This is a genomic window from Janthinobacterium sp. LPB2021202312-11-4 (assembly GCF_037049705.1).
Lineage (GTDB): Bacteria > Pseudomonadota > Gammaproteobacteria > Pseudomonadales > Pseudomonadaceae > Aquipseudomonas.
Window position 1 is genome coordinate 80,305 of the sequence record NZ_JBAGKV010000024.1, and the last position, 19,268, is coordinate 99,572.

Sequence of the window (19,268 nt, forward strand, 5' to 3'; positions counted from 1 at the left end):
CTGCGATCTTTTGCTTTTAAGGTTTCACCAACCGCGCATCCAGGCTGTTCTGCGCCAGACGCTTGGCCTGATCCTGGGTCATGCCCAGGTCGGTGTACAGCGCATGGAAGTTCTCGGTGACATAACCGCCGAAGTACGCCGGGTCATCGGAGTTCACCGTGACTTTCACCCCACGCTCCAGCATGTCGAGGATGTTGTGCTGGGACATGTGATCGAACACGCAAAGCTTGGTGTTGGACAACGGGCACACGGTCAACGGGATTTGTTCGTCGATGATCCGCTGCATCAAACGCTCGTCTTCGATGGCACGCACGCCATGGTCGATGCGCTGGATTTTCAGCAGGTCGAGGGCTTCCCAGATGTATTCCGGCGGGCCTTCTTCACCGGCGTGGGCGACGGTCAGGAAGCCTTCGTGACGGGCACGATCAAACACGCGCTGGAACTTGCTCGGCGGGTGACCCATTTCCGAACTGTCCAGGCCGACAGCCACAAACGTATCGCGGAACGGTAGCGCCTGATCGAGGGTTTTCTGCGCCTCGTCTTCGCTCAAGTGGCGCAGGAAGCTCAGGATCAAACCGCTGGTGATGCCCAGTTGCTGCTCGCCATCCTTCAGTGCGGCGGCGATGCCGTTGAGTACCACTTCGAACGGCACGCCACGGTCGGTGTGGGTTTGCGGGTCGAAGAACGGTTCGGTGTGAATCACGTTCTGCGCCTTGCAACGCAACAGGTAGGCCCAGGTCAGGTCGTAGAAATCCTGGGAGGTGCGCAACACGTCGGCGCCCTTGTAGTAGAGATCGAGAAACTCCTGCAAGTTGTTGAAGGCGTACGCCTTGCGCAGGGTTTCGACGTCGTCCCACGGCAGGGCGATTTTGTTGCGGTCGGCCAGGGCGAACAGCAACTCGGGCTCCAGCGAGCCTTCCAGGTGCAAGTGCAGTTCTGCCTTGGGCAGGGCGTTCAGCCAGTCGTACATGTTCGAATTCTCATCAGGTGCAATGACGGCATTCTACAGATGCTCGCTGCAACAATTGGTAAAACCTGACCAGACGGTTGATCAAACCGCTTCCGGTTCCCGTCGATAGGCGTAGGTATCGGCGAAGCGTGACAGCAGGAATTCGGCGCACGTGGTCGTCGGATATTTCGCCGGGTGCCTTTCGTCCTGGCAACCGGGCAGGCATTCGATGATCGTGTCCGGATGGGGTTCGGCGAAGAACGGCATCGAGTAGCGGTCCACGCCCAATGGGCTGATGACCCGGTGCGGCGTCGACAGGTAACGGTCGTTGCTCCAGCGCGCCATCATGTCGCCGAGGTTGACCACAAATGTGCCGTCGATGGGCGGCGCGTCGATCCATTCACCTTTGACATTGCGCACTTGCAGGCCACCGGCGGCGTCCTGGTAGAGCAGGGTGATGCAACCGTAATCCGTGTGGGCCCCGGCGCCTTGTTGCTCTTCGGAACTGGCGGTGTGGCGTGGCGGGTAGTGGATCATCCGCAACACGCTGACGGGTTCATTGAAGCGACTGTCGAAGAAGTCGCGGTCGATGCCCAGCGCCATCGTCATCGCCCGCAGCAGGGTTTGGGCGAGGGCCTGCATGTCGAGGTAATGCTGTTCCATCAGCGCTTCCCAGCCAGGCATCGACGGATGGCGGTTGGGGCCGCGCAAGGGCTTTTCCGCCAGCACCTCGGGGTGATCGGCTGGCAGGTGCAGGCCCATGTCGAAGGTTTCTTTCAAGTCGCAGGGTTTGCTCGGGTCCAGTTGTTCGGTGGCGATGGCACCGTAGCCGCGATGGTGGCGGGTCTGGGTGATGTCGATCTTGAGTTTTTCGGCGGCCGGCAGGGCGAAGAAGCGTTGGGCGTGATCGAGCACGGCGTCGATGCGTGCGGCGCTGATCGGGTGACCCTTGATGTAGAAAAAGCCCCAGTCGCGGCAGGCGCGGTCGATTTGGCTGGCGATGGTTTGCCAGGCGTGGGCGTCGTCGGTGTAGAGCGGGGCGATGTCGATGATCGGGAGTCGGTTCATGCGCAGTCCCTATAAACGCTGAAGATCCAATTGTGGGAGCGGGCTTGCTCGCGAAAGCGGTGTGTCAGCAACATCAATGTCGACTGGTACGACGCCTTCGCGAGCAAGCCCGCTCCCACAGGGGGGGATTGTGTATTGAGCTGAAATTACTTCGGTATGTCGGCCTTCATGCCTTCAACGTAGTAATTCATCGACGCCAGTTCCGCATTGCTCGCCGTCGCGCCCGCCGGGATTTTCACGCTGCCGGCCTGATCCTTGATCGGCCCGGTAAACGGATGCAGCGCACCGCTTTTGATGTCGGCGATGATCTGCTCGGCTTCGGCTTTCACCGGTGCCGGTACCAGATCGCTGATCGGCAGTTCAACCGTGCCTTCCTTCAAGCCGCCCCAGTAATCCTGGGATTTCCAGGTGTGGTCTAGCACGCTCTGGGTCGCTTGAATGTAGTGCGGGCCCCAGTCGTTGACGATCGAGGTCAGCACCGCTTTCGGCCCGAAGTGCGCCATGTCCGAAGCGTAGCCCACGGCATACACACCGCGACGTTCGGCGGCCTGGATCGGCGCCGGGCTGTCGGTGTGCTGGAACACCACGTCCACGCCCTGGTCGATCAGCGCGTTGGCGGCGTCCGCCTCTTTACCCGGATCGAACCACGAGTTGACCCACACCACTTTGATCTCGGTGCCCGGGTTGTATTTGTTCAGGGCCAGTTGAATGGCGTTGATGTCGCGGATCACTTCCGGGATCGGGAACGAGGCGACGTAGCCGATCTTCTTGGTCTTGGTCATCTTCGCCGCGAGGAAACCGCCGACGTAGCGACCTTCATAAGTCCGCGCCAGGTAGGTGCCGAGGTTCTTGTCCTGTTTGTAGCCGGTGGCGTGTTCGAACGTCACTTTCGGGAATTGCTTGGCGACTTTCAGCGTCGGGTTCATGTAGCCAAAAGACGTGGTGAAAATCAGGTCGTAATTGTCCTTGGCCATGTTGCGGATCACCCGCTCGGCGTCAGCGCCTTCGGCGACGTTCTCCACGTAGTTGGTGGTGATCTGCGAACCGAATTTCTCGGCCAGCGCCTTGCGCCCCTGTTCATGCTGATACGTCCAGCCGTGGTCACCGATCGGGCCGATATAGACGAAGCCGACTTTCAGCGGGTCGGCGGCACTGGCGCTCAGGCTGGCGCTCAGACCGATGGCCGCAGCAACGGCGCACAGCAGCTTCTTCAACGGACGTTTGTGCATGAACTCGAACTCCATTTTGTTTTGAGGATGGCGAGCTCAATGCAAATTGCTGACCAACAGGACAACAAAATCAAAAGATCGCAGCCTTCGGCAGCTCCTAAATGAGTTCGCGTGCCCCTGTAGGAGCTGCCGAAGGCTGCGATCTTTTCAATATCAGAACCAACCCAGTGCAACTGACCGGACTCACGCCATCCACTGGTGCGCTAAGGTGTAACGAAACGTTAGCGCCGCCCCGCAGTCAGTAGCTCATCAATCCGATTTCGCTCCCCTGTGCAAAAGGCCCGCAATGCTCACACTCCTCAAGCAAGAAAGCTTTCTGTTGCTGGCCGTGCTCGCCGCCGTCGTTGCGTATCCGCTGGAGCACTGGATGCTGCACAGCGGCCAGCCCGTCGCACTGGGCGCCGGGCTGGTGCTGATTGCCTTTATCGTCGCCGCCTCGATGCGCGTGGCCCATCACGCCGAACTGCTGGCGGAAAAAGTCGGTGACCCCTACGGGACGATGATCCTGACCCTGGCGGCGGTGCTGGTGGAAGTGGTGATCCTGGCGATCATGATGAGCAACGAAGCTTCGCCAACCCTGGTGCGCGACACGATTTACTCGGCGGTGATGCTCGACATCAACGGCATCCTCGGGCTCGCCGCGTTGATGGGCGGGATCAAGCATGGCGAACAGTCCTACAACGATGATTCGGCGCGTAGCTACAGCGTGATGATCCTCACCGCCATGGGCGTTTCCATGGTGGTGCCGGAATTCATCCCCGAAGCGAACTGGAAGGTTTATTCGGCGTTCACCATCGGTGCGATGGTCGTGCTCTACACCTTGTTCCTGCGGATGCAGGTCGGGCCGCACAGTTATTTCTTCAGCTACAGCTACCCGGAAAAACGCCGCAAGAAAGTCCCCGATGAAGAGCCTGAGCCAGTCAACGTAACGCTCAGTATCGCGACGCTGGTTTTCGGTGTGGTGGTGATCGGCGCACTGGCCGAGGTGATGTCCAAGACCCTCGATCTGGGCCTGGAAGGCACGGGCGCACCGCCAGTGATCACGGCGATCCTGGTGGCGGCGATTTCCGCCGCGCCGGAGATTTTGACCGCGTTGCGCGCGGCATTGGCCAACCGCATGCAATCGGTGGTGAACATCGCCATGGGCGCGTCGCTGTCGACGGTGATCCTGACGGTGCCGGTGATGGAGGCGATGGCGCTGTACACCGGCCAGCCGTTTCAGATGGCGATGACCCCAGTGCAGACGGTGATGATTTTCCTGACGTTGATTGTCAGTGCGATCAACCTCAACGACGGAGAAACCAATGCCATCGAAGGCATGACGCACTTTGTGTTGTTTGCGACGTTCATCATGTTGTCGTTGCTCGGTCTTTAAGAGCTTCGCGGGCAAGCCTCGCTCCTACAGGTATAGCGCCGTTCCCATGTCTGGCGAAAACCCTGTAGGAGCGAGGCTTGCCCGCGAAGGCGTCCTATCAGACGCCAGCAATCAACTGCCGAGCCGCCTGGCTGTGATCAGCAATCAAGCCTTTCAGGTCCAGCCCTTCGACCTGCCCATCAATCACCCGCCACTTGCCGCCAATCATCACCCGGTCCGCACGATCCGCGCCGCACAGCAGCAACGCCGACACCGGGTCATGGCTGCCGGAAAAACGCAGTTCATCGAGTTTGAACAACGCCAGGTCCGCTTGCTTGCCCACCGCCAGTTCACCGATATCGGTGCGCCCGAGCAAACTTGCCGAACCTTTGGTCGCCCAGCCCAAAACCAGTTCCGGGGTGATCTTCTCCGCACCGTAACGCAGGCGCTGGATGTACAGCGCTTGGCGCGTTTCGAGCATCATGTTCGACGCATCGTTGGACGCCGAACCGTCCACACCCAGGCCCAGCAACGCACCGGCGGCAGTCAGGTCCAGGGTCGGACAGATGCCGGACGCCAGGCGCATGTTCGAGCTCGGGCAGTGGCAAATGCCGGTGCCGGCGGCGCCGAGGCGGGCGATTTCGTCCGGGTTGAAGTGGATGCCGTGGGCCAGCCAGGTGCGCGGGCCGAGCCAGCCGACGCTGTCCAGGTAATCCACGGTGCGCAGGCCGAAGCGTTGCAGGCAGAAATCTTCCTCGTCGAGGGTTTCCGCCAGATGCGTGTGCAGGCGCACGTCGAGTTTATTCGCCAGTTCGGCGCTGGCGGACATGATTTGCGGAGTCACCGAGAACGGCGAGCATGGCGCCAGGGCGATCTGGATTTGCGCGCCATCGCCACGTTCGTGGTACTCGGCGATCAAACGCTGGCTGTCGGCGAGAATCACTTCGCCTTCCTGCACGGTTTGCTGCGGCGGCAGGCCACCGTCCTTTTCCCCGAGGCTCATGGAACCACGCGTCAGCATGGCGCGCATGCCCAGTTCGCGAACGCTTTCGACTTGCACGTCGATCGCGTTTTCCAGGCCTTCCGGGAACAGATAGTGGTGATCGGCGGCGGTGGTGCAGCCCGACAGCAGCAATTCGGCCAGCGCGACTTTGGTGGCGAGGGCGAGTTTTTCCGGGGTGAGGCGGGCCCAGACCGGGTACAGGGTTTTCAGCCACGGGAACAACGGCTGATTGACCACCGGCGCCCAGGCGCGGGTCAGGGTTTGGTAGAAATGGTGATGGGTGTTGATCAGGCCGGGCAGGATCACATGCTCGCGGGCATCAAAGACTTGTCCACAGGGCGCGGACGGTTGCTGGCCGGCGGCGAGCAGTTCGACGATCAAACCGTCTTGCAACACCAGGCCGCCACGGGCATCGAGGCCATTGGCAGTGAAGATCGCAAGGGGATTTTTTAACCAGGTACGGGTCGCAGGCATGGTGGCCGGCTCCTCTGAAAGTGGGGTTCAGGTTAGCCAGCTCAGTAATTACCCTGTCTGCTGATCCAGGGTCGTCGCGGGGACGAGGTGCGGAGTTTCAAACAAAACCGCGTTGCGGGCAAGCCCGGCCCGACCAGACGACGCATAACCCCGTAGGAGCTGCCGCAGGCTGCGATCTTTTGATCTTGTTTTTCAGCGATCCAGAGGAAAGATCAAGATCAAAAGATCGCAGCCTGCGGCAGCTCCTACGGGGGATTGCGGGGTTACCAGGGAATGGTTTCACCTTTGTAGTTCAAGAAGTGATGCCCGCCCCTGCCGGTGTACGCGTTCACTTGATCCACCAAGCCACGGGTACTGGTTTGCACATCCAGGTCCGCGCCTTCGCCGCCCATGTCGGTTTTCACCCAGCCCGGATGCAGCGACAGCACGGTGAGTTTCTGCTCGCCCAATTGCGTCACGAAGCTGTTGGTCATCGAGTTCAGCGCCGCTTTGCTCGCCTTGTACAACGCCAGTTCCGGGGCGTCCGGCACGGTGACGCTACCCAGCCCCGAACTCATGAACGCCAGTACGCCGCTGCCGTCGCGAATCTGCCCGACGAAACGCTGGGCCAGGTTGATCGGCGCCACGGCGTTGGTGAAAAACAATTGTCCGACTTCGGCCAGTGTCGCACCGCCACCGGGCGTTTGAACGGCCGGGCCCTTGACCCCGGCATTCACGAACAACAGGTCAAACACTTCGCCCTTGAGCTGCTGGCTCAGGGCAATGACGGCCTGCTGATCATCCATGTCGAGTTTTTCGATCCGCACCTTGCCCAGCGCTTGCAGCGCCTCGGCGTTTTGCGGATTGCGCACGGTGGCGGTGACTTGCCAGCCGTCGGCCAGCAGGGTTTTCACCAGCCCGAGGCCCAGGCCCCGGGAGGCGCCGATGATGAGTGCGGTTTTTGCCGTGGACATGAGTGGTTTCCTTGATAAGTGAGGATCATGGATTCAATGGACAGCGTTGACCGAGCCGTTGCTGCAACTCACTGCGCAGGGCGCCGAGTTCGGCCATGCGGGTTTCGATCAGTTTGAGTTTGTCGTGCAGCAATTGCGTGACGGCGCTGTCCGGGTCGGGCGAGTGCCACAACGCGGCGACGCTGTTGCCGATCTCGCCGAGGGTAAACCCCAGCCGTTGAGCGGTCTTGATGTACAGCACCAGTTGCACCATGTCGGCCGGGTAATCGCGATAACCGTTGGCGCTGCGTTGCGCGGCGATCAACCCGCGCTGCTCGTAGAAGCGCAGCGTGTCGCGGCTGACGGCGCTGGCCTGGGCTAATTCACCGATGCGCATCATGGAGTCTCAAAGGGGCTTGACCCTGGAGCATACTCCAGGCTTTAGCCTTGTTGCTCCTTCAATTTATGGAGCAACGCCAATGTGGACTTCAACGCAATATCGCCGGGTGGTGCGCGGCAGTGCCTGGTATGACTTGATCGTCACCGCGGCGTTTGCCACGCCGTGGAGTTTTGCTTTGTTACATGGCGCGTTGTCGGGATTGAGTCAGGCGTTGAATCTGCCCGGGGCGCTGCCGGCATTCGAGCCGATGCACATGCTGATGGCGAATCTTTTGGGCTCGATTGTGTGCGTGTGGGCGGTGTTGCGGATTCGTGATCCGCAGCCGGTTTACGGTCGGTATGACGCGGTGGGGCGGTTCCTGTTTGCGGCTTGGCAGGCGTATGCCCTGGCCCACGGGGCCAGTTCGTTGTTGGTGGTTTTCCTGGTCTTTGAATTGGCGTGGGGCGTGGTTCAGGTGTTGCCGGTGCGGACGCTTTCGCGGGCAAGCCCGCTCCCACAGGGGGGGGTGTAAACCCGATCCATGGTGGGAGCGGGCTTGCTCGCGAAGAGGCCGGACCTGCAAACCGCTAATGTCCCGCCTGCCACGGCTGCCCCAACGACACCGGCGCATACAACCGCGTGCGCACCGCATCCCGTGACAACAACACCAACACCACAATCGTCGCAACATACGGCAGCATCGCCAGCAGACTCGACGGAATCGCCAGCCCCAACCCCTGCGCCACCAAATGCAGGATGCTGGCGAGCCCGAACAGGTACGCCCCCAGCAACAATCGCCACACCCGCCAACTGGCAAACACCACCAGCGCCAGCGCGATCCAGCCGCGTCCGGCGCTCATGTTTTCGGCCCACATCGGCGTATAAGCCAGGGACAAATAAGCCCCGGCCAACCCAGCCATCGCCCCGCCAAACAACACCGCCAGCGTGCGCACGCCCAACACCGGCAAGCCCATGGCACTGGCCGCGTCCGGGTTTTCCCCGACCGCTTGAATGATCAAACCCACGCGACTTTTCAGAATCACCCACGCCACCAGCGCAAACAGCGCGAACGACAAATACACCAGCAGATCCTGGGCAAACAGCATCCGTCCGATCAGCGGAATCTCACTCAAATACGGAATCGCCACTGGCTCAAAACCCGCCAGCGGTTTACCGACCCACGCCGCGCCGACAAAGGTCGACAGCCCCACACCGAAGATCGTCAGCGCCAACCCGGTGGCCACCTGATTGGCGTTGAACACCAGCGCCACCAAGGCAAACAACGACGACAGCAGCATCCCGGCCAACATCGCCAGCAACACGCCGAGCCACAGGTTGCCGCTGTTGAGCGCGACGATAAAACCGATCACCGCGCCAAACAGCATCATGCCTTCCTGGCCCAGGTTGAGGACGCCACTCTTCTCGCAGATCAGTTCGCCCAGGGCCACCAGCAACAACGGCGTCCCGCAACGGACCATGGCGTAGAAAATATTGCTCAGCAGATCGATATCCATCACAGCGCTCCTGCGGTTACGGCGGCGGGTGCGCGGCGAGCCCAGCGCAGGTTCAAACGCGGTCGATACAGAATCAGCACATCACTGGCCAACAGGAAAAACAGCATCATCCCCTGGAACAATTGAGTGATCGCTTGCGGCAGGTTCATGCTCATCTGCGCGCTTTCGCCGCCGATGTACAGCAGCGCCATCAACAGGCTGGAAAACAGAATGCCGATGGGATTGAGCCGCCCGAGAAACGCCACGGTGATCGCCGCGTAGCCGTAACCCGGTGAGACCTGCGGCACCAATTGGCCGATCGGCCCGGTGACTTCGCAAACCCCGGCCAGTCCCGCCAAACCGCCGCTGATCAACAGCGCCAGCCAGATCAGCCGCTTCTCGCGAAAACCGACAAAACCGGCGGCGCGCTTGTCCAGCCCAAGCACTTTGATCTGGAAGCCGACAAAGCTTTTCTGCAACAGCACCCACACCGCAACCAGTGCCAGCAGTGCGAAATACACCCCTTCGTGAACCCGGCCATCCTCTATCAGCAGCGGCAAACGGCTGGCATCGCCAAACATCGCCGACTCCGGGAAGTTGAACCCGGCCGGATCTTTCAGCGGCCCGTGCACGCAAAACAGCAGCAGGTTCAGGGCGATGTAATTGAGCATGATGCTGGTGAGAATTTCGTTGGCGTTGAAGCGCGTGCGCAACCACGCGGTCAGCCCGGCCCACGCGGCACCGGCCAGCGTGCCGGTGAGCAGAATGAACACCAGCGCCCAGCGACTTTGCATGTCGATGATGTTCACGGCCAACGCACTGCCGGCCAGGGCGCCGAGCAGCAACTGACCTTCGGCGCCGATGTTCCAGATCCGCGCCTGATACGCCACCGCCAGGCCCAAGGCGCAGAGCAAAATCGGCAAGGCTTTGACCAGCAACTCGGAGATGCCATACAAGTCGCTGATCGGTGCAATCAGCAACGTATGCAAGGTCAGCAACGGATCATGTCCCAGCGCGATAAACAGCAATGAGCCGCAGCCCAGGGTCAGCGCCGCCGCCAGCAACGGCGAGCACCACAACATCAGGCGTGATTGCTGGCCACGGGGTTCGAGAGAAAGCAGCATGTGAAACTCCGTTAAACCGTTGCGGATACAGGTGAATGAGGGACGTCGAACTGGCCGGCCATCCAGCCGCCGACGTCGATCAGCCGGGTGTCGACGGTGGCCTGGAGCGGAGACAATCGACCGCTGCACAACGCGCCGAGGCGATCGCCAATCTGGAACAGTTCGTCGAGGTCTTCAGAGATCACCAGGATCGCCGCGCCGGCGTCGCGCAGGGCGATCAGTGCGCGGTGAATGGTCGCGGCGGCGCCGACGTCCACGCCCCAGGTCGGGTGCGCGGCCACCAGCAGTTTCGGGCGCTGAAGGATTTCCCGGCCAAGGATGAATTTCTGCAGGTTGCCGCCGGACAGGCTGCGGGCCGGGGTTTTGCTGTCGGGTGTCTTCACGCCGAAGCGGTGGATAATCGCTTCGGCCAGCGCCTCGACGTTGCTGCGTTGAATCAAGCCGTTACTTACCAGCCCTTGTTGAAACGCCGTGAGCAAGGCGTTGTCTGCCAGGCTCAGCTCCGGCACTGCGCCGTGGCCCAGGCGTTCGGCGGGGACGAACGCCAGGCCCAGTTTGCGCCGGGCATCGGGGCGCAAATGAGCGACGGCTGTTTCACCGAATTTGATGATTGAATCGTCGTTGCGGCTCAATCGCTCTTCACCGCTGAGCAACGCCAGCAACTCATCCTGACCGTTGCCCGCGACCCCGGCGATGCCGACGATTTCACCGCTGCGCACTTGCAGGTTGATGTCTTTGAGCGAGCACCCGAACGGGTCCGGGTTGTGCCAGGACAATCCACTTACGTTTAAAAATGTATTGCCGCCGATGACCTTCGGATAGTCGGTGATCAACTCGGCGGCTTCCCCGACCATCAATCGCGCCAGTTGCTGATCCGTGCACTCGGCCGGCACGCAATGCCCGGCCACACGTCCGCCGCGCAGCACCGTGGCGCTATGGCACAACGCGCGGACTTCGCCGAGTTTGTGGCTGATAAACAAAATGCTGCAGCCCTCGGCGGCCAATCGACGCAGGGTGATGAACAACTCGTCGGCCTCTTGCGGGGTCAGCACCGAAGTTGGCTCATCGAGAATCAGCAAGCGAATGTCCTGCATCAGGCAGCGAATGATTTCCACCCGCTGGCGTTCGCCGATCGACAGGCTGTGGACAAGTCGCTCCGGTTCCAGCGCCATGCCGTAGCGCTGGGACACCTCGCGAATTTTCGGTTCGAGTTGTTTCGGCGTCCCGGCCGCCGCGCCCATGGCCAGCGCAATGTTCTGCGCCACGCTCAAGGTTTCGAACAGCGAGAAGTGCTGGAACACCATGCCGATCCCCAGGCCCCGTGCCTGGGCCGGGTTGCGCATGCTGATGCGCTGCCCTTGCCAGATCATCTCCCCGGCATCGGCGTGGGCGACGCCGTAGATGATCTTCATCAGCGTGCTTTTGCCCGCACCGTTTTCGCCCAGCAGCGCATGGATTTCGCCGGGAGCAATGCTCAGGTCGATGGCGTCATTGGCCAGGCAACCGGGGTAGCGCTTGGTGATGTTGCGCAATTGCAGGCGTGGGGCTTTATTGGGGATCGGCACGGGGTTGGGCATGACTGACTCGGGTCGATTGGAGTTATGCCTGTGGATAAAGCAATTTTCTGGCCATTGAGTCAGGAATTTTCGCAAAGCCTTGCCGGCAAGGGTTTCGCGGGGGCGGCCGGAACTGTTTCGCTGATGAATCAGGCACCACGAGAGGGCAAGGTTGTTGATCAGGCTCCGGTTTTGCCCACCTCAATTTGATCAAAAAACGAGCAGTGGGCTGCAAGCTATGCCGGACATGGGGCAGCGCCAGCCATGAACGGGTTATCCACAGATTGCTCCACAGTATTTGTGCGCAAGCTCAACGCTCGGGCATAAGCACTGTGTGGCTATCTTCTAAAGGTGATAAACCGAGCTAACTGATTGTTTTTTCGTGGATTTAGGTTTTTTGATAGCACTTTGGACGAAAAGTGAACAAAGCCCGCAAAGCCGCATGACAGAAGGGTTACAGCGGAATGTACTCAGGTTATCCACAGCCGGGTGCACAGCAGATGTGGGCAAGTGTGGAATGCACGGGAAATGGTGGATGCCCTAAAAGATCGCAGCCTTCGGCAACTCCTGTAGGAGCTGCCGAAGGCTGCGATCTTTTGATCTTGTTTTTAACGCTCCAACAAAATCCGCCCGCGACTCAAGTCCGCCAGGTGCAATTGCAGGGTTTCGATCTGTGCTTCGCCAATCGCCAATTTCAGATCTACGCCGTTAGCGGTAAACGCTTCGTCCACCACCAACCCACCCAACTCCGCCACCCGCAACTTCACCAGCGCCAACTCCCCAAACCCACAGGCACAACTCACCGGCACGCGGCTGATCAGCTCAACCTTCGGCGCCCCTTGCAGGCATTTGTTCGCGCCGCCGCCATAGGCACGGGCCAAACCACCGGTGCCGAGTTGAATGCCGCCGTACCAACGAATCACCAGCACCGCGACCTGATCACAATCCTGGGCTTCAATCGCCGCCAGAATCGGCCGGCCCGCCGTGCCGCCAGGTTCGCCATCGTCATTGCTGCGGTACTGGTCGCCAAGCTTCCAGGCCCAGCAATTGTGCGAGGCGTTCAAGTCGCTGTGCTGCTCGATGAACGCCTGGGCTTCGGCCGGGCTGCTGATTGGCCCGGCGAAGGTGATGAAGCGGCTTTTGCGAATCTCTTCGCGGTATTCGCAAAAACCGCTGAGGGTAAAAGGCATAAAGAACTTAGAGCGTCGGTGTCAGGCCGCAGCCCTTGAGGATGATGCGGATCAGGTTGTCGCCGGCGTCTTCCATGTCTTGCTTGGTCAGCTTGGTGCGACCGCTGACACGGCAGATTTGCGTGGCGAAATCGGCATAGTGCTGAGTGCTGCCCCACAACAGGAAAATCAGGTTCACCGGGTCGACCGGGTCCATTTTTCCGGCGTCGATCCACGCCTGGAATACGGCGGCCCGGCCCTGGAACCAGGCGCGATAGTCCTGATTGAAATATTCGGTCAGGCATTCGCCGCCGCTGATCACTTCCATCGCGAAAATCCGCGAGGCTTGAGGTTGGCGTCGGGAGAATTCCATTTTGGCGCGGATGTAACGGGTCAGTGCTTCGGCCGGATCGTCCTCGGCGGTCAGTGTGTTGAAGGTGCTGTCCCACAACTCGATGATGTTGCTCAGTACCGCCACGTACAACCCAAGCTTGTTGGTGAAGTAGTAATGCAGGTTCGCTTTGGGCAACCCGGCATTCTGGGCGATGGTGTTCATGCTGGTGCCTTTGAACCCGTGTCGGGCGAATTCATCTTCGGCGGCTTTGAGGATCGTCTCTTCGTTCTTCTGACGAATGCGGCTGGCAGGTTTGCCGCCGTGGGCGGGGACTTCAAAGGTCATAGGCACTTCCGAAATAGTCTGTGGGTGCAACCAGTGCGTTGATAGCGCACCCACAGGTTTCAGACAAGTCCTGAGGCAATAAAACCCCTATGGCTGCTCGATCGGCGCGTTTTTTAACGGGGTATTGGCGTCAAGCATTTGGGTTTTCGATTCGGGCAGCAATAGGCACATCAAAATCGCGGTGATACCGCCGCTGGTGATCGCCGAGTCGAACAGGTTTTGCACCAGTTTCGGCAGCAGGTGCAACAGGCTCGGTTGTGCGGCAATCCCCAGGCCGACGCCGAATGATGTGGCGATGATCAACATGCTGCGCCGGTCCAGCGGCGCCTGGGCGAGGATGCGTACACCGGCGGCCGCGACACTGCCGAACATCACCAGGGTTGCACCGCCCAAAACCGGTTTGGGAATCTGCTGCAACACAGCGCCAATCAGCGGAAACATCCCGAGGCAAAACAGCACGGCACCGATGTACAACCCAACGTAACGGCTGGCGACACCGGTCAACTGGATCACCCCGTTGTTCTGCGCAAACGTGGTGTTGGGGAAGGCGCTGAACGTCGCGGCAATCAGGCAACTGAAACCGTCACCGAGCACGCCGCCCTTGAGTCGGCTTATATAAGAAGGGCCGCTGATGGGCTGTCGGGCGAGCATGCAATTGGCCGTGAGATCGCCGACGGTTTCGAGGGTGCTGATCAGATAAATCAGCGCGACCGGTAGGAAAGCTGCCCAGTCGAAGCTGAAACCGAACCGGAACGGGATCGGAAGACTGATCAGGGGCACGTCAGGCAATGGCTGCGGGACGAGTTTGCCGCTGAACCAGGCGGCGAGGCTGCCGAGCACCAGGCCGATGATGATCGCCGAAAGACGAACCCACGGGGTATTCGAGCGATTGAGCAAAACAATTGTCACCAGCACAAACAGACCCAGCGCCAGATTCCCCGGCGCGCCGAAATCCGCCGCGTTGAATCCCCCGCCCAGGTCAGTGATACCGACCTTGATCAGGCTGATGCCGATCAGCGTAATGACAATCCCGGTCACCAGCGGCGTGATCACCCGGCGCAACTGGCCGATGAAACGGCTCAAGACGATCTGCACCACGGCGCCGAAAAAACACACGCCGAAGATCATCGCCAGAATGTCTTCCGGGCTGCCGCCCCGTTGCTTGACCAGAAACCCCGCCGACAGCACCGCGCCCAAAAACGCAAAACTGGTGCCTTGCAGGCAAATCATCCCGGCGCCAATGCCAAATGGCTTACGGGCCTGAATGAACGTTCCTACACCGGAAACCATCAGCGCCATGCTGATCAGGTACGGCAAATGCGCGGTCAGCCCCAAGGCCGAGCCGATCACCAGCGGCGGGGTGATGATGCCGACGAAACTGGCGAGCACGTGTTGCAGGGCGGCGAGGATCGCGGCGAGGGGTTTTGGGCGATCGTTGAGGCCGTAGATCAGATCGCTTGGGGTTGAGGATTCTGGCTGCATGGGCGTAGGAACTCATTGCTGACGGATCGAGGTTTCTGATCATTGCAAAAAGCTGTCCAAGTGCTCAGGTTATTGCTCTGTTTTTGATGTTTGGTCCAACGTGGCCGGGCTTCAACGTTTTTTCAGCGTGTCGCCGCCAGGCTCTCCAGAAAGCTTTCCAGCACCAAATGGGGGCGGCGGCCCTTGCGCGTGACCGATGCGAGGCTCAGGTCATAAAACCTCACGGTCGGTTTGAGTGCGCGCAACCGGCCCTGCTGAACCCAGAGGTTGGCGTAGTGATCGGGCAGGTAACCGATGTAGCGTCCGGTCAGAATCAGGAACGCCATGCCTTCGCGGTCCGAAGCGCTGGCGGTGCAATTGAGCGCCTGGTAATGCGCCTGGATGTCGGCGGGCAGGCGGAAGGTCGGGGCGATGGCGTCCTGACTATTGAGTCGCCCGTCGTCCAGTTGCTTGTCGTCGACGTAAAACAACGGATGCCCGACTGCGCAATACAGCAGCGAACGTTCGCTGTAGAGCGGTTGATATTCCAGGCCCGATAGCGCGCTGGCTTGCGGCACCACGCCCACATGCAGGCGTCCGTCGAGCACGCCTTGTTCGACTTCGTTGGGGGCGATCATGCGAATCTGGATCTGCACGTCCGGCCCGCGTTCCTTCAACTGCGCCAACGCGTGGGTGATGCGCATGTGGGGCAGGGTGACCAGGTTGTCGGTCAGACCGATGGTCAGCTCGCCGCGCAAGTGTTGGTGCAGGCCGTTGACCTCGGTGCGGAAACTTTCCAGCGCACTTAATAGCTGCAAGGCCGATTGGTAAACCTCGCGGCCCTCTTCGGTCAGGGAAAACCCGGCGCGCCCCCGTTGGCACAGACGCAGGCCGAGGCGTTGTTCCAGGTCGCTCATTTGCTGGCTGATGGCCGAGCGGCCGATGCCCAGCACCGATTCCGCCGCAGAGAAGCCGCCGCACTCCACCACGCTGCGGAAGATCCGCAATAAACGAATATCAAAGTCGCTGACTTGGGCCAGAGGGTCGGGGCGTCGAGTACTCATAAGTTTAGTGCTGGCCTGACTGAACGTTAGAAGAGTTGGGTTTCACCGACTCTATCTCCGTGGCAATTTAGCTGCAAGAACGCTTTTGATCTCTACGTTGCTTATTGCCCTGCGAGGTTTTAGTCATGAACTTGCCCGAAAACGCCCCGTCTTCCCTGGCCAGCCAGCTCAAACTGGATGCGCACTGGATGCCCTACACCGCCAACCGCAATTTCCAGCGCGATCCGCGACTGATCGTTGCCGCCGAAGGCAGTTGGCTGACAGACGACAAGGGCCGCAAGGTTTACGACTCGCTCTCGGGCCTGTGGACCTGTGGTGCCGGGCACACTCGCAAGGAAATTCAGGAAGCGGTGGCCAAGCAATTGGGCACTCTCGATTACTCGCCAGGTTTCCAGTACGGCCATCCGTTGTCGTTCCAGTTGGCCGAGAAAATCACTGACCTGACGCCGGGCAATCTGAACCATGTGTTTTTCACCGACTCGGGTTCCGAGTGTGCGGACACCGCAGTGAAGATGGTCCGTGCTTACTGGCGCCTGAAAGGCCAGGCGACCAAGACCAAAATGATTGGCCGTGCCCGTGGTTATCACGGTGTGAACATCGCCGGCACCAGCCTTGGCGGCGTGAACGGCAACCGTAAACTGTTCGGCCAAGGCCTGATGGACGTCGATCACCTGCCGCACACCTTGCTGGCCAGCAATGCTTACTCCCGTGGCATGCCGAAAGAGGGCGGTATCGCCCTGGCGGACGAACTGCTGAAGTTGATCGAACTGCACGACGCGTCGAACATCGCCGCTGTGTTTGTCGAGCCAATGGCCGGTTCCGCTGGCGTGCTGGTTCCGCCTGAGGGTTACCTCAAGCGTCTGCGCGACATCTGCGATCAGCACAACATCCTGCTGGTGTTCGATGAAGTGATCACCGGTTTCGGCCGTACCGGCTCGATGTTCGGCGCCGACAGCTTCGGCGTGACCCCGGACTTGATGTGCATCGCCAAGCAAGTCACCAACGGCGCGATCCCGATGGGCGCGGTGATTGCCAGCTCCGAGATCTATCACACGTTCATGAACCAGGCGACGCCGGAATACGCGGTGGAATTTCCCCACGGCTACACCTATTCGGCACACCCGGTGGCCTGTGCCGCTGGCTTGGCGGCACTCGACCTGCTGCAAAAGGAAAACCTGGTGCAGAGCGTGGCCGAAATCGCGCCGCATTTCGAAAATGCGCTGCACGGTCTGAAAGGTTCGAAGAACGTTATCGATATTCGTAACTACGGCTTGGCCGGTGCGATCCAGATTGCCCCGCGTGACGGCGACGCGATTGTGCGTCCGTTCGAAGCGGGGATGGCGCTGTGGAAAGCCGGGTTCTACGTGCGCTTCGGCGGCGACACCCTGCAGTTCGGCCCAACCTTCAACAGCAAGCCGCAGGACCTGGATCGTCTGTTCGACGCGGTCGGCGAAGTGCTGAACAAGATCGACTGATTCGACATGACCTGTAGGAGCAAGGCTTGCCTGCGATGGGGTCCTTGAGGCCGCCTTCGCGAGCAAGCTCTGCTCCTACAAAAGCTAAGCGGGCGTCCCTTGATGGGCGCCGGTGAACAAAAATTCAGGAGTACCGCATGAGCCTCATCCCGCATTTGATCAATGGCGAACTGGTGACCGAAGAAGGTCGCACGGCTGACGTGTTCAACCCCTCGACCGGCAAAGCCATCCACAAGCTGCCATTGGCCAGCCGCGAAACCATTCAGAAAGCCATCGATGCGGCCAAGGCTGCGTTCCCGGCCTGGCGCAACACGCCGCCGGCCAAACGGGCCCAGGTGATGTTTCGTTTCAAGCAATTGCTGGAACAGAACGAAGCGCGCATCGCTCAGTTGATCAGCGAAGAGCACGGCAAGACGCTGGAAGATGCTGCTGGTGAGCTGAAGCGCGGGATTGAGAACGTCGAGTTCGCCTGTGCCGCGCCGGAAATCCTCAAGGGCGAGTACAGCCGCAACGTTGGGCCGAACATCGATGCGTGGTCGGACTTCCAGCCGTTGGGCGTGGTGGCGGGTATCACCCCGTTCAACTTCCCGGCGATGGTGCCGCTTTGGATGTATCCGCTGGCGATCGTCTGCGGCAACTGCTTCATCCTCAAGCCGTCCGAGCGTGATCCGAGCTCGACGCTGCTGATCGCTCAGTTGTTGATCGAAGCCGGTCTGCCTAAAGGCGTGTTGAGTGTGGTGCACGGTGACAAGGCTGCGGTGGACGCGCTGATCGAAGCGCCGGAAGTCAAAGCGCTGAGCTTTGTCGGTTCGACGCCGATTGCCGAGTACATCTACGCCGAAGGCACCAAGCGCGGCAAGCGCGTCCAGGCACTGGGCGGCGCGAAGAACCATGCGGTACTGATGCCGGATGCGGATCTGGACAATGCCGTTAGCGCACTGATGGGCGCGGCGTACGGTTCTTGCGGCGAGCGTTGCATGGCGATTTCGGTGGCCGTGTGCGTCGGTGACCAGGTGGCGGATGCGCTGGTGGCCAAGTTGGTGCCGCAAATCAAGGCACTGAAGATTGGTGCGGGCACTTCGTGTGGATTGGACATGGGGCCGCTGGTTTCCGGTCAGGCTCGCGACAAAGTCAGTGGCTATATAGAAGACGGCGTTTCTTCGGGGGCGAGCCTCGTGGTGGATGGTCGTGGTCTGAGTGTGGCCGGGCATGAGGAAGGATTCTTCCTGGGGGGCTGCCTGTTCGATAACGTCACGCCTGAGATGCGCATCTATAAAGAAGAGATCTTCGGGCCGGTGCTGTGTGTCGTTCGGGTGAACAGCCTGGAAGAGGCGATGCAACTGATCAACGATCATGAGTATGGCAACGGTACCTGCATCTTTACCCGTGACGGGGAAGCGGCGCGGTTGTTCTGCGATGAGATTGAAGTCGGTATGGTTGGCGTTAACGTGCCGTTGCCGGTGCCAGTGGCTTATCACAGTTTTGGCGGCTGGAAGCGTTCGTTGTTCGGCGACCTGCATGCGTATGGCCCTGATGGCGTGCGGTTTTACACCCGCCGCAAGGCGATTACACAGCGCTGGCCGCAACGGGCGAGCCATGAAGCGTCGCAATTCGCTTTTCCTAGCTTGTAAGTAGAAGGCGCAGAGGCCGGCTCCTTGGAGTCGGCCTCTGCGTTTCTGGGCTTTTTTGACCTATATGACAGAATTGTGAAATTAGGTGTTGACGGCAGATTCTGGAAGTCTATAATTCGCCCCACTTCCGGCGCAGTCGAAACGGAAAACTCCTTGGTAAACATAGAGTTATGCAGGTTTCGACAGCGAGTTGCTTCAGATCATCGAAGCCCAGAAAGAGTTGATAGG

General features: G+C 60.2%; 18 protein-coding genes. 5 read left to right on the forward strand and 13 right to left on the reverse strand.

The window, feature by feature from the left end:
* Positions 1-16: 16 nt before the first annotated feature.
* From V5E99_RS23030 to V5E99_RS23040, 3 genes are all read right to left on the reverse strand, one after another.
* Positions 17-970, reverse strand: a complete 954-nt coding sequence (locus V5E99_RS23030) for an adenosine deaminase (RefSeq protein WP_499804546.1) — start codon at positions 968-970, stop codon at positions 17-19.
* Between the two features lie 81 nt (positions 971-1,051).
* Positions 1,052-2,017: a 2-oxoglutarate and iron-dependent oxygenase domain-containing protein gene (locus tag V5E99_RS23035; RefSeq protein ID WP_499804547.1), complete on the reverse strand. Its 966-nt coding sequence runs from the start codon at positions 2,015-2,017 to the stop codon at positions 1,052-1,054.
* A 146-nt stretch (positions 2,018-2,163) separates the two neighbouring features.
* Positions 2,164-3,246 (reverse strand): BMP family ABC transporter substrate-binding protein, encoded by a 1,083-nt coding sequence (locus V5E99_RS23040; RefSeq protein WP_499804548.1) that lies wholly within the window; start codon positions 3,244-3,246, stop codon positions 2,164-2,166.
* 286 nt (positions 3,247-3,532) lie between these two features.
* Here V5E99_RS23040 and V5E99_RS23045 point away from each other — a divergent pair, with 286 nt between their 5' ends.
* Entirely contained in the window at positions 3,533-4,621 is a 1,089-nt protein-coding gene (locus V5E99_RS23045) for a calcium:cation antiporter (protein WP_499804549.1), read from the forward strand.
* A gap of 97 nt (positions 4,622-4,718) precedes the next feature.
* Here the strand turns inward: V5E99_RS23045 and V5E99_RS23050 are convergent, their stop codons facing one another.
* The 3 genes from V5E99_RS23050 to V5E99_RS23060 form a co-directional block, all read right to left on the reverse strand.
* Positions 4,719-6,077, reverse strand: a complete 1,359-nt coding sequence (locus tag V5E99_RS23050) for an 8-oxoguanine deaminase (protein WP_499804550.1) — start codon at positions 6,075-6,077, stop codon at positions 4,719-4,721.
* A gap of 263 nt (positions 6,078-6,340) precedes the next feature.
* Positions 6,341-7,030, reverse strand: coding sequence for an SDR family oxidoreductase (locus V5E99_RS23055; protein WP_499804551.1), 690 nt, complete (start codon positions 7,028-7,030; stop codon positions 6,341-6,343).
* 25 nt (positions 7,031-7,055) lie between these two features.
* Positions 7,056-7,409: a MerR family transcriptional regulator gene (locus V5E99_RS23060; RefSeq protein WP_499804552.1), complete on the reverse strand. Its 354-nt coding sequence runs from the start codon at positions 7,407-7,409 to the stop codon at positions 7,056-7,058.
* Between the two features lie 79 nt (positions 7,410-7,488).
* Between V5E99_RS23060 and V5E99_RS23065 the strand changes: the two genes are divergently transcribed.
* Positions 7,489-7,920 carry a hypothetical protein gene (locus V5E99_RS23065; RefSeq protein WP_499804553.1) on the forward strand — a complete coding sequence of 144 codons (432 nt, stop codon included), beginning with the start codon at positions 7,489-7,491 and terminating at the stop codon, positions 7,918-7,920.
* A 55-nt stretch (positions 7,921-7,975) separates the two neighbouring features.
* Here the strand turns inward: V5E99_RS23065 and V5E99_RS23070 are convergent, their stop codons facing one another.
* The 3 genes from V5E99_RS23070 to V5E99_RS23080 are packed head-to-tail and all read right to left on the reverse strand — an operon-like array spanning position 7,976 to position 11,582.
* Positions 7,976-8,902 carry an ABC transporter permease gene (locus tag V5E99_RS23070; RefSeq protein WP_499804554.1) on the reverse strand — a complete coding sequence of 309 codons (927 nt, stop codon included), beginning with the start codon at positions 8,900-8,902 and terminating at the stop codon, positions 7,976-7,978.
* Positions 8,902-10,005, reverse strand: coding sequence for an ABC transporter permease (locus V5E99_RS23075; RefSeq protein ID WP_499804555.1), 1,104 nt, complete (start codon positions 10,003-10,005; stop codon positions 8,902-8,904). Before V5E99_RS23075 ends, V5E99_RS23070 begins: the two co-directional genes overlap by 1 nt.
* 11 nt (positions 10,006-10,016) lie before the next feature.
* Positions 10,017-11,582: an ABC transporter ATP-binding protein gene (locus V5E99_RS23080; RefSeq protein ID WP_499804556.1), complete on the reverse strand. Its 1,566-nt coding sequence runs from the start codon at positions 11,580-11,582 to the stop codon at positions 10,017-10,019.
* A 30-nt stretch (positions 11,583-11,612) separates the two neighbouring features.
* Between V5E99_RS23080 and V5E99_RS23085 the strand changes: the two genes are divergently transcribed.
* Positions 11,613-11,771 carry a hypothetical protein gene (locus tag V5E99_RS23085; RefSeq protein ID WP_499804557.1) on the forward strand — a complete coding sequence of 53 codons (159 nt, stop codon included), beginning with the start codon at positions 11,613-11,615 and terminating at the stop codon, positions 11,769-11,771.
* Between the two features lie 398 nt (positions 11,772-12,169).
* On the opposite strand, the gene V5E99_RS23090 is transcribed toward V5E99_RS23085, so the two are convergent.
* From V5E99_RS23090 to V5E99_RS23105, 4 genes are all read right to left on the reverse strand, one after another.
* Entirely contained in the window at positions 12,170-12,751 is a 582-nt protein-coding gene (locus V5E99_RS23090; protein ID WP_499804558.1) for an IMPACT family protein, read from the reverse strand.
* 7 nt (positions 12,752-12,758) lie between these two features.
* Positions 12,759-13,409, reverse strand: a complete 651-nt coding sequence (locus tag V5E99_RS23095; RefSeq protein ID WP_499804559.1) for a TetR/AcrR family transcriptional regulator — start codon at positions 13,407-13,409, stop codon at positions 12,759-12,761.
* An 87-nt stretch (positions 13,410-13,496) separates the two neighbouring features.
* A complete protein-coding gene (locus V5E99_RS23100) occupies positions 13,497-14,891 on the reverse strand; it encodes a uracil-xanthine permease family protein (protein WP_499804560.1) in 1,395 nt (464 codons plus the stop codon).
* Between the two features lie 122 nt (positions 14,892-15,013).
* Positions 15,014-15,934, reverse strand: a complete 921-nt coding sequence (locus V5E99_RS23105; protein ID WP_499804561.1) for a LysR family transcriptional regulator — start codon at positions 15,932-15,934, stop codon at positions 15,014-15,016.
* A gap of 125 nt (positions 15,935-16,059) precedes the next feature.
* Between V5E99_RS23105 and aptA the strand changes: the two genes are divergently transcribed.
* Entirely contained in the window at positions 16,060-17,409 is a 1,350-nt protein-coding gene (gene aptA, locus V5E99_RS23110) for an omega-aminotransferase AptA (protein ID WP_499804562.1), read from the forward strand.
* Positions 17,410-17,546: 137 nt separating this feature from the next.
* Positions 17,547-19,040, forward strand: coding sequence for a CoA-acylating methylmalonate-semialdehyde dehydrogenase (locus tag V5E99_RS23115; RefSeq protein ID WP_499804563.1), 1,494 nt, complete (start codon positions 17,547-17,549; stop codon positions 19,038-19,040).
* The last annotated feature ends 228 nt before the right edge of the window (positions 19,041-19,268 follow it).

Coding starts and splice junctions, on each gene's coding strand:
- V5E99_RS23040 (WP_499804548.1), bottom strand. CDS start 3,246: ATGCACAAACGTCCGTTGAAGAAGCTGCTGTGCGCCGTTGCTGCGGCC.
- V5E99_RS23045 (WP_499804549.1), top strand. CDS start 3,533: ATGCTCACACTCCTCAAGCAAGAAAGCTTTCTGTTGCTGGCCGTGCTC.
- V5E99_RS23055 (WP_499804551.1), bottom strand. CDS start 7,030: ATGTCCACGGCAAAAACCGCACTCATCATCGGCGCCTCCCGGGGCCTG.
- V5E99_RS23075 (WP_499804555.1), bottom strand. CDS start 10,005: ATGCTGCTTTCTCTCGAACCCCGTGGCCAGCAATCACGCCTGATGTTG.
- V5E99_RS23030 (WP_499804546.1), bottom strand. CDS start 970: ATGTACGACTGGCTGAACGCCCTGCCCAAGGCAGAACTGCACTTGCAC.
- V5E99_RS23095 (WP_499804559.1), bottom strand. CDS start 13,409: ATGACCTTTGAAGTCCCCGCCCACGGCGGCAAACCTGCCAGCCGCATT.
- V5E99_RS23060 (WP_499804552.1), bottom strand. CDS start 7,409: ATGATGCGCATCGGTGAATTAGCCCAGGCCAGCGCCGTCAGCCGCGAC.
- aptA (WP_499804562.1), top strand. CDS start 16,060: ATGAACTTGCCCGAAAACGCCCCGTCTTCCCTGGCCAGCCAGCTCAAA.
- V5E99_RS23115 (WP_499804563.1), top strand. CDS start 17,547: ATGAGCCTCATCCCGCATTTGATCAATGGCGAACTGGTGACCGAAGAA.
- V5E99_RS23035 (WP_499804547.1), bottom strand. CDS start 2,017: ATGAACCGACTCCCGATCATCGACATCGCCCCGCTCTACACCGACGAC.
- V5E99_RS23100 (WP_499804560.1), bottom strand. CDS start 14,891: ATGCAGCCAGAATCCTCAACCCCAAGCGATCTGATCTACGGCCTCAAC.
- V5E99_RS23105 (WP_499804561.1), bottom strand. CDS start 15,934: ATGAGTACTCGACGCCCCGACCCTCTGGCCCAAGTCAGCGACTTTGAT.
- V5E99_RS23080 (WP_499804556.1), bottom strand. CDS start 11,582: ATGCCCAACCCCGTGCCGATCCCCAATAAAGCCCCACGCCTGCAATTG.
- V5E99_RS23050 (WP_499804550.1), bottom strand. CDS start 6,077: ATGCCTGCGACCCGTACCTGGTTAAAAAATCCCCTTGCGATCTTCACT.
- V5E99_RS23090 (WP_499804558.1), bottom strand. CDS start 12,751: ATGCCTTTTACCCTCAGCGGTTTTTGCGAATACCGCGAAGAGATTCGC.
- V5E99_RS23065 (WP_499804553.1), top strand. CDS start 7,489: ATGTGGACTTCAACGCAATATCGCCGGGTGGTGCGCGGCAGTGCCTGG.
- V5E99_RS23070 (WP_499804554.1), bottom strand. CDS start 8,902: ATGGATATCGATCTGCTGAGCAATATTTTCTACGCCATGGTCCGTTGC.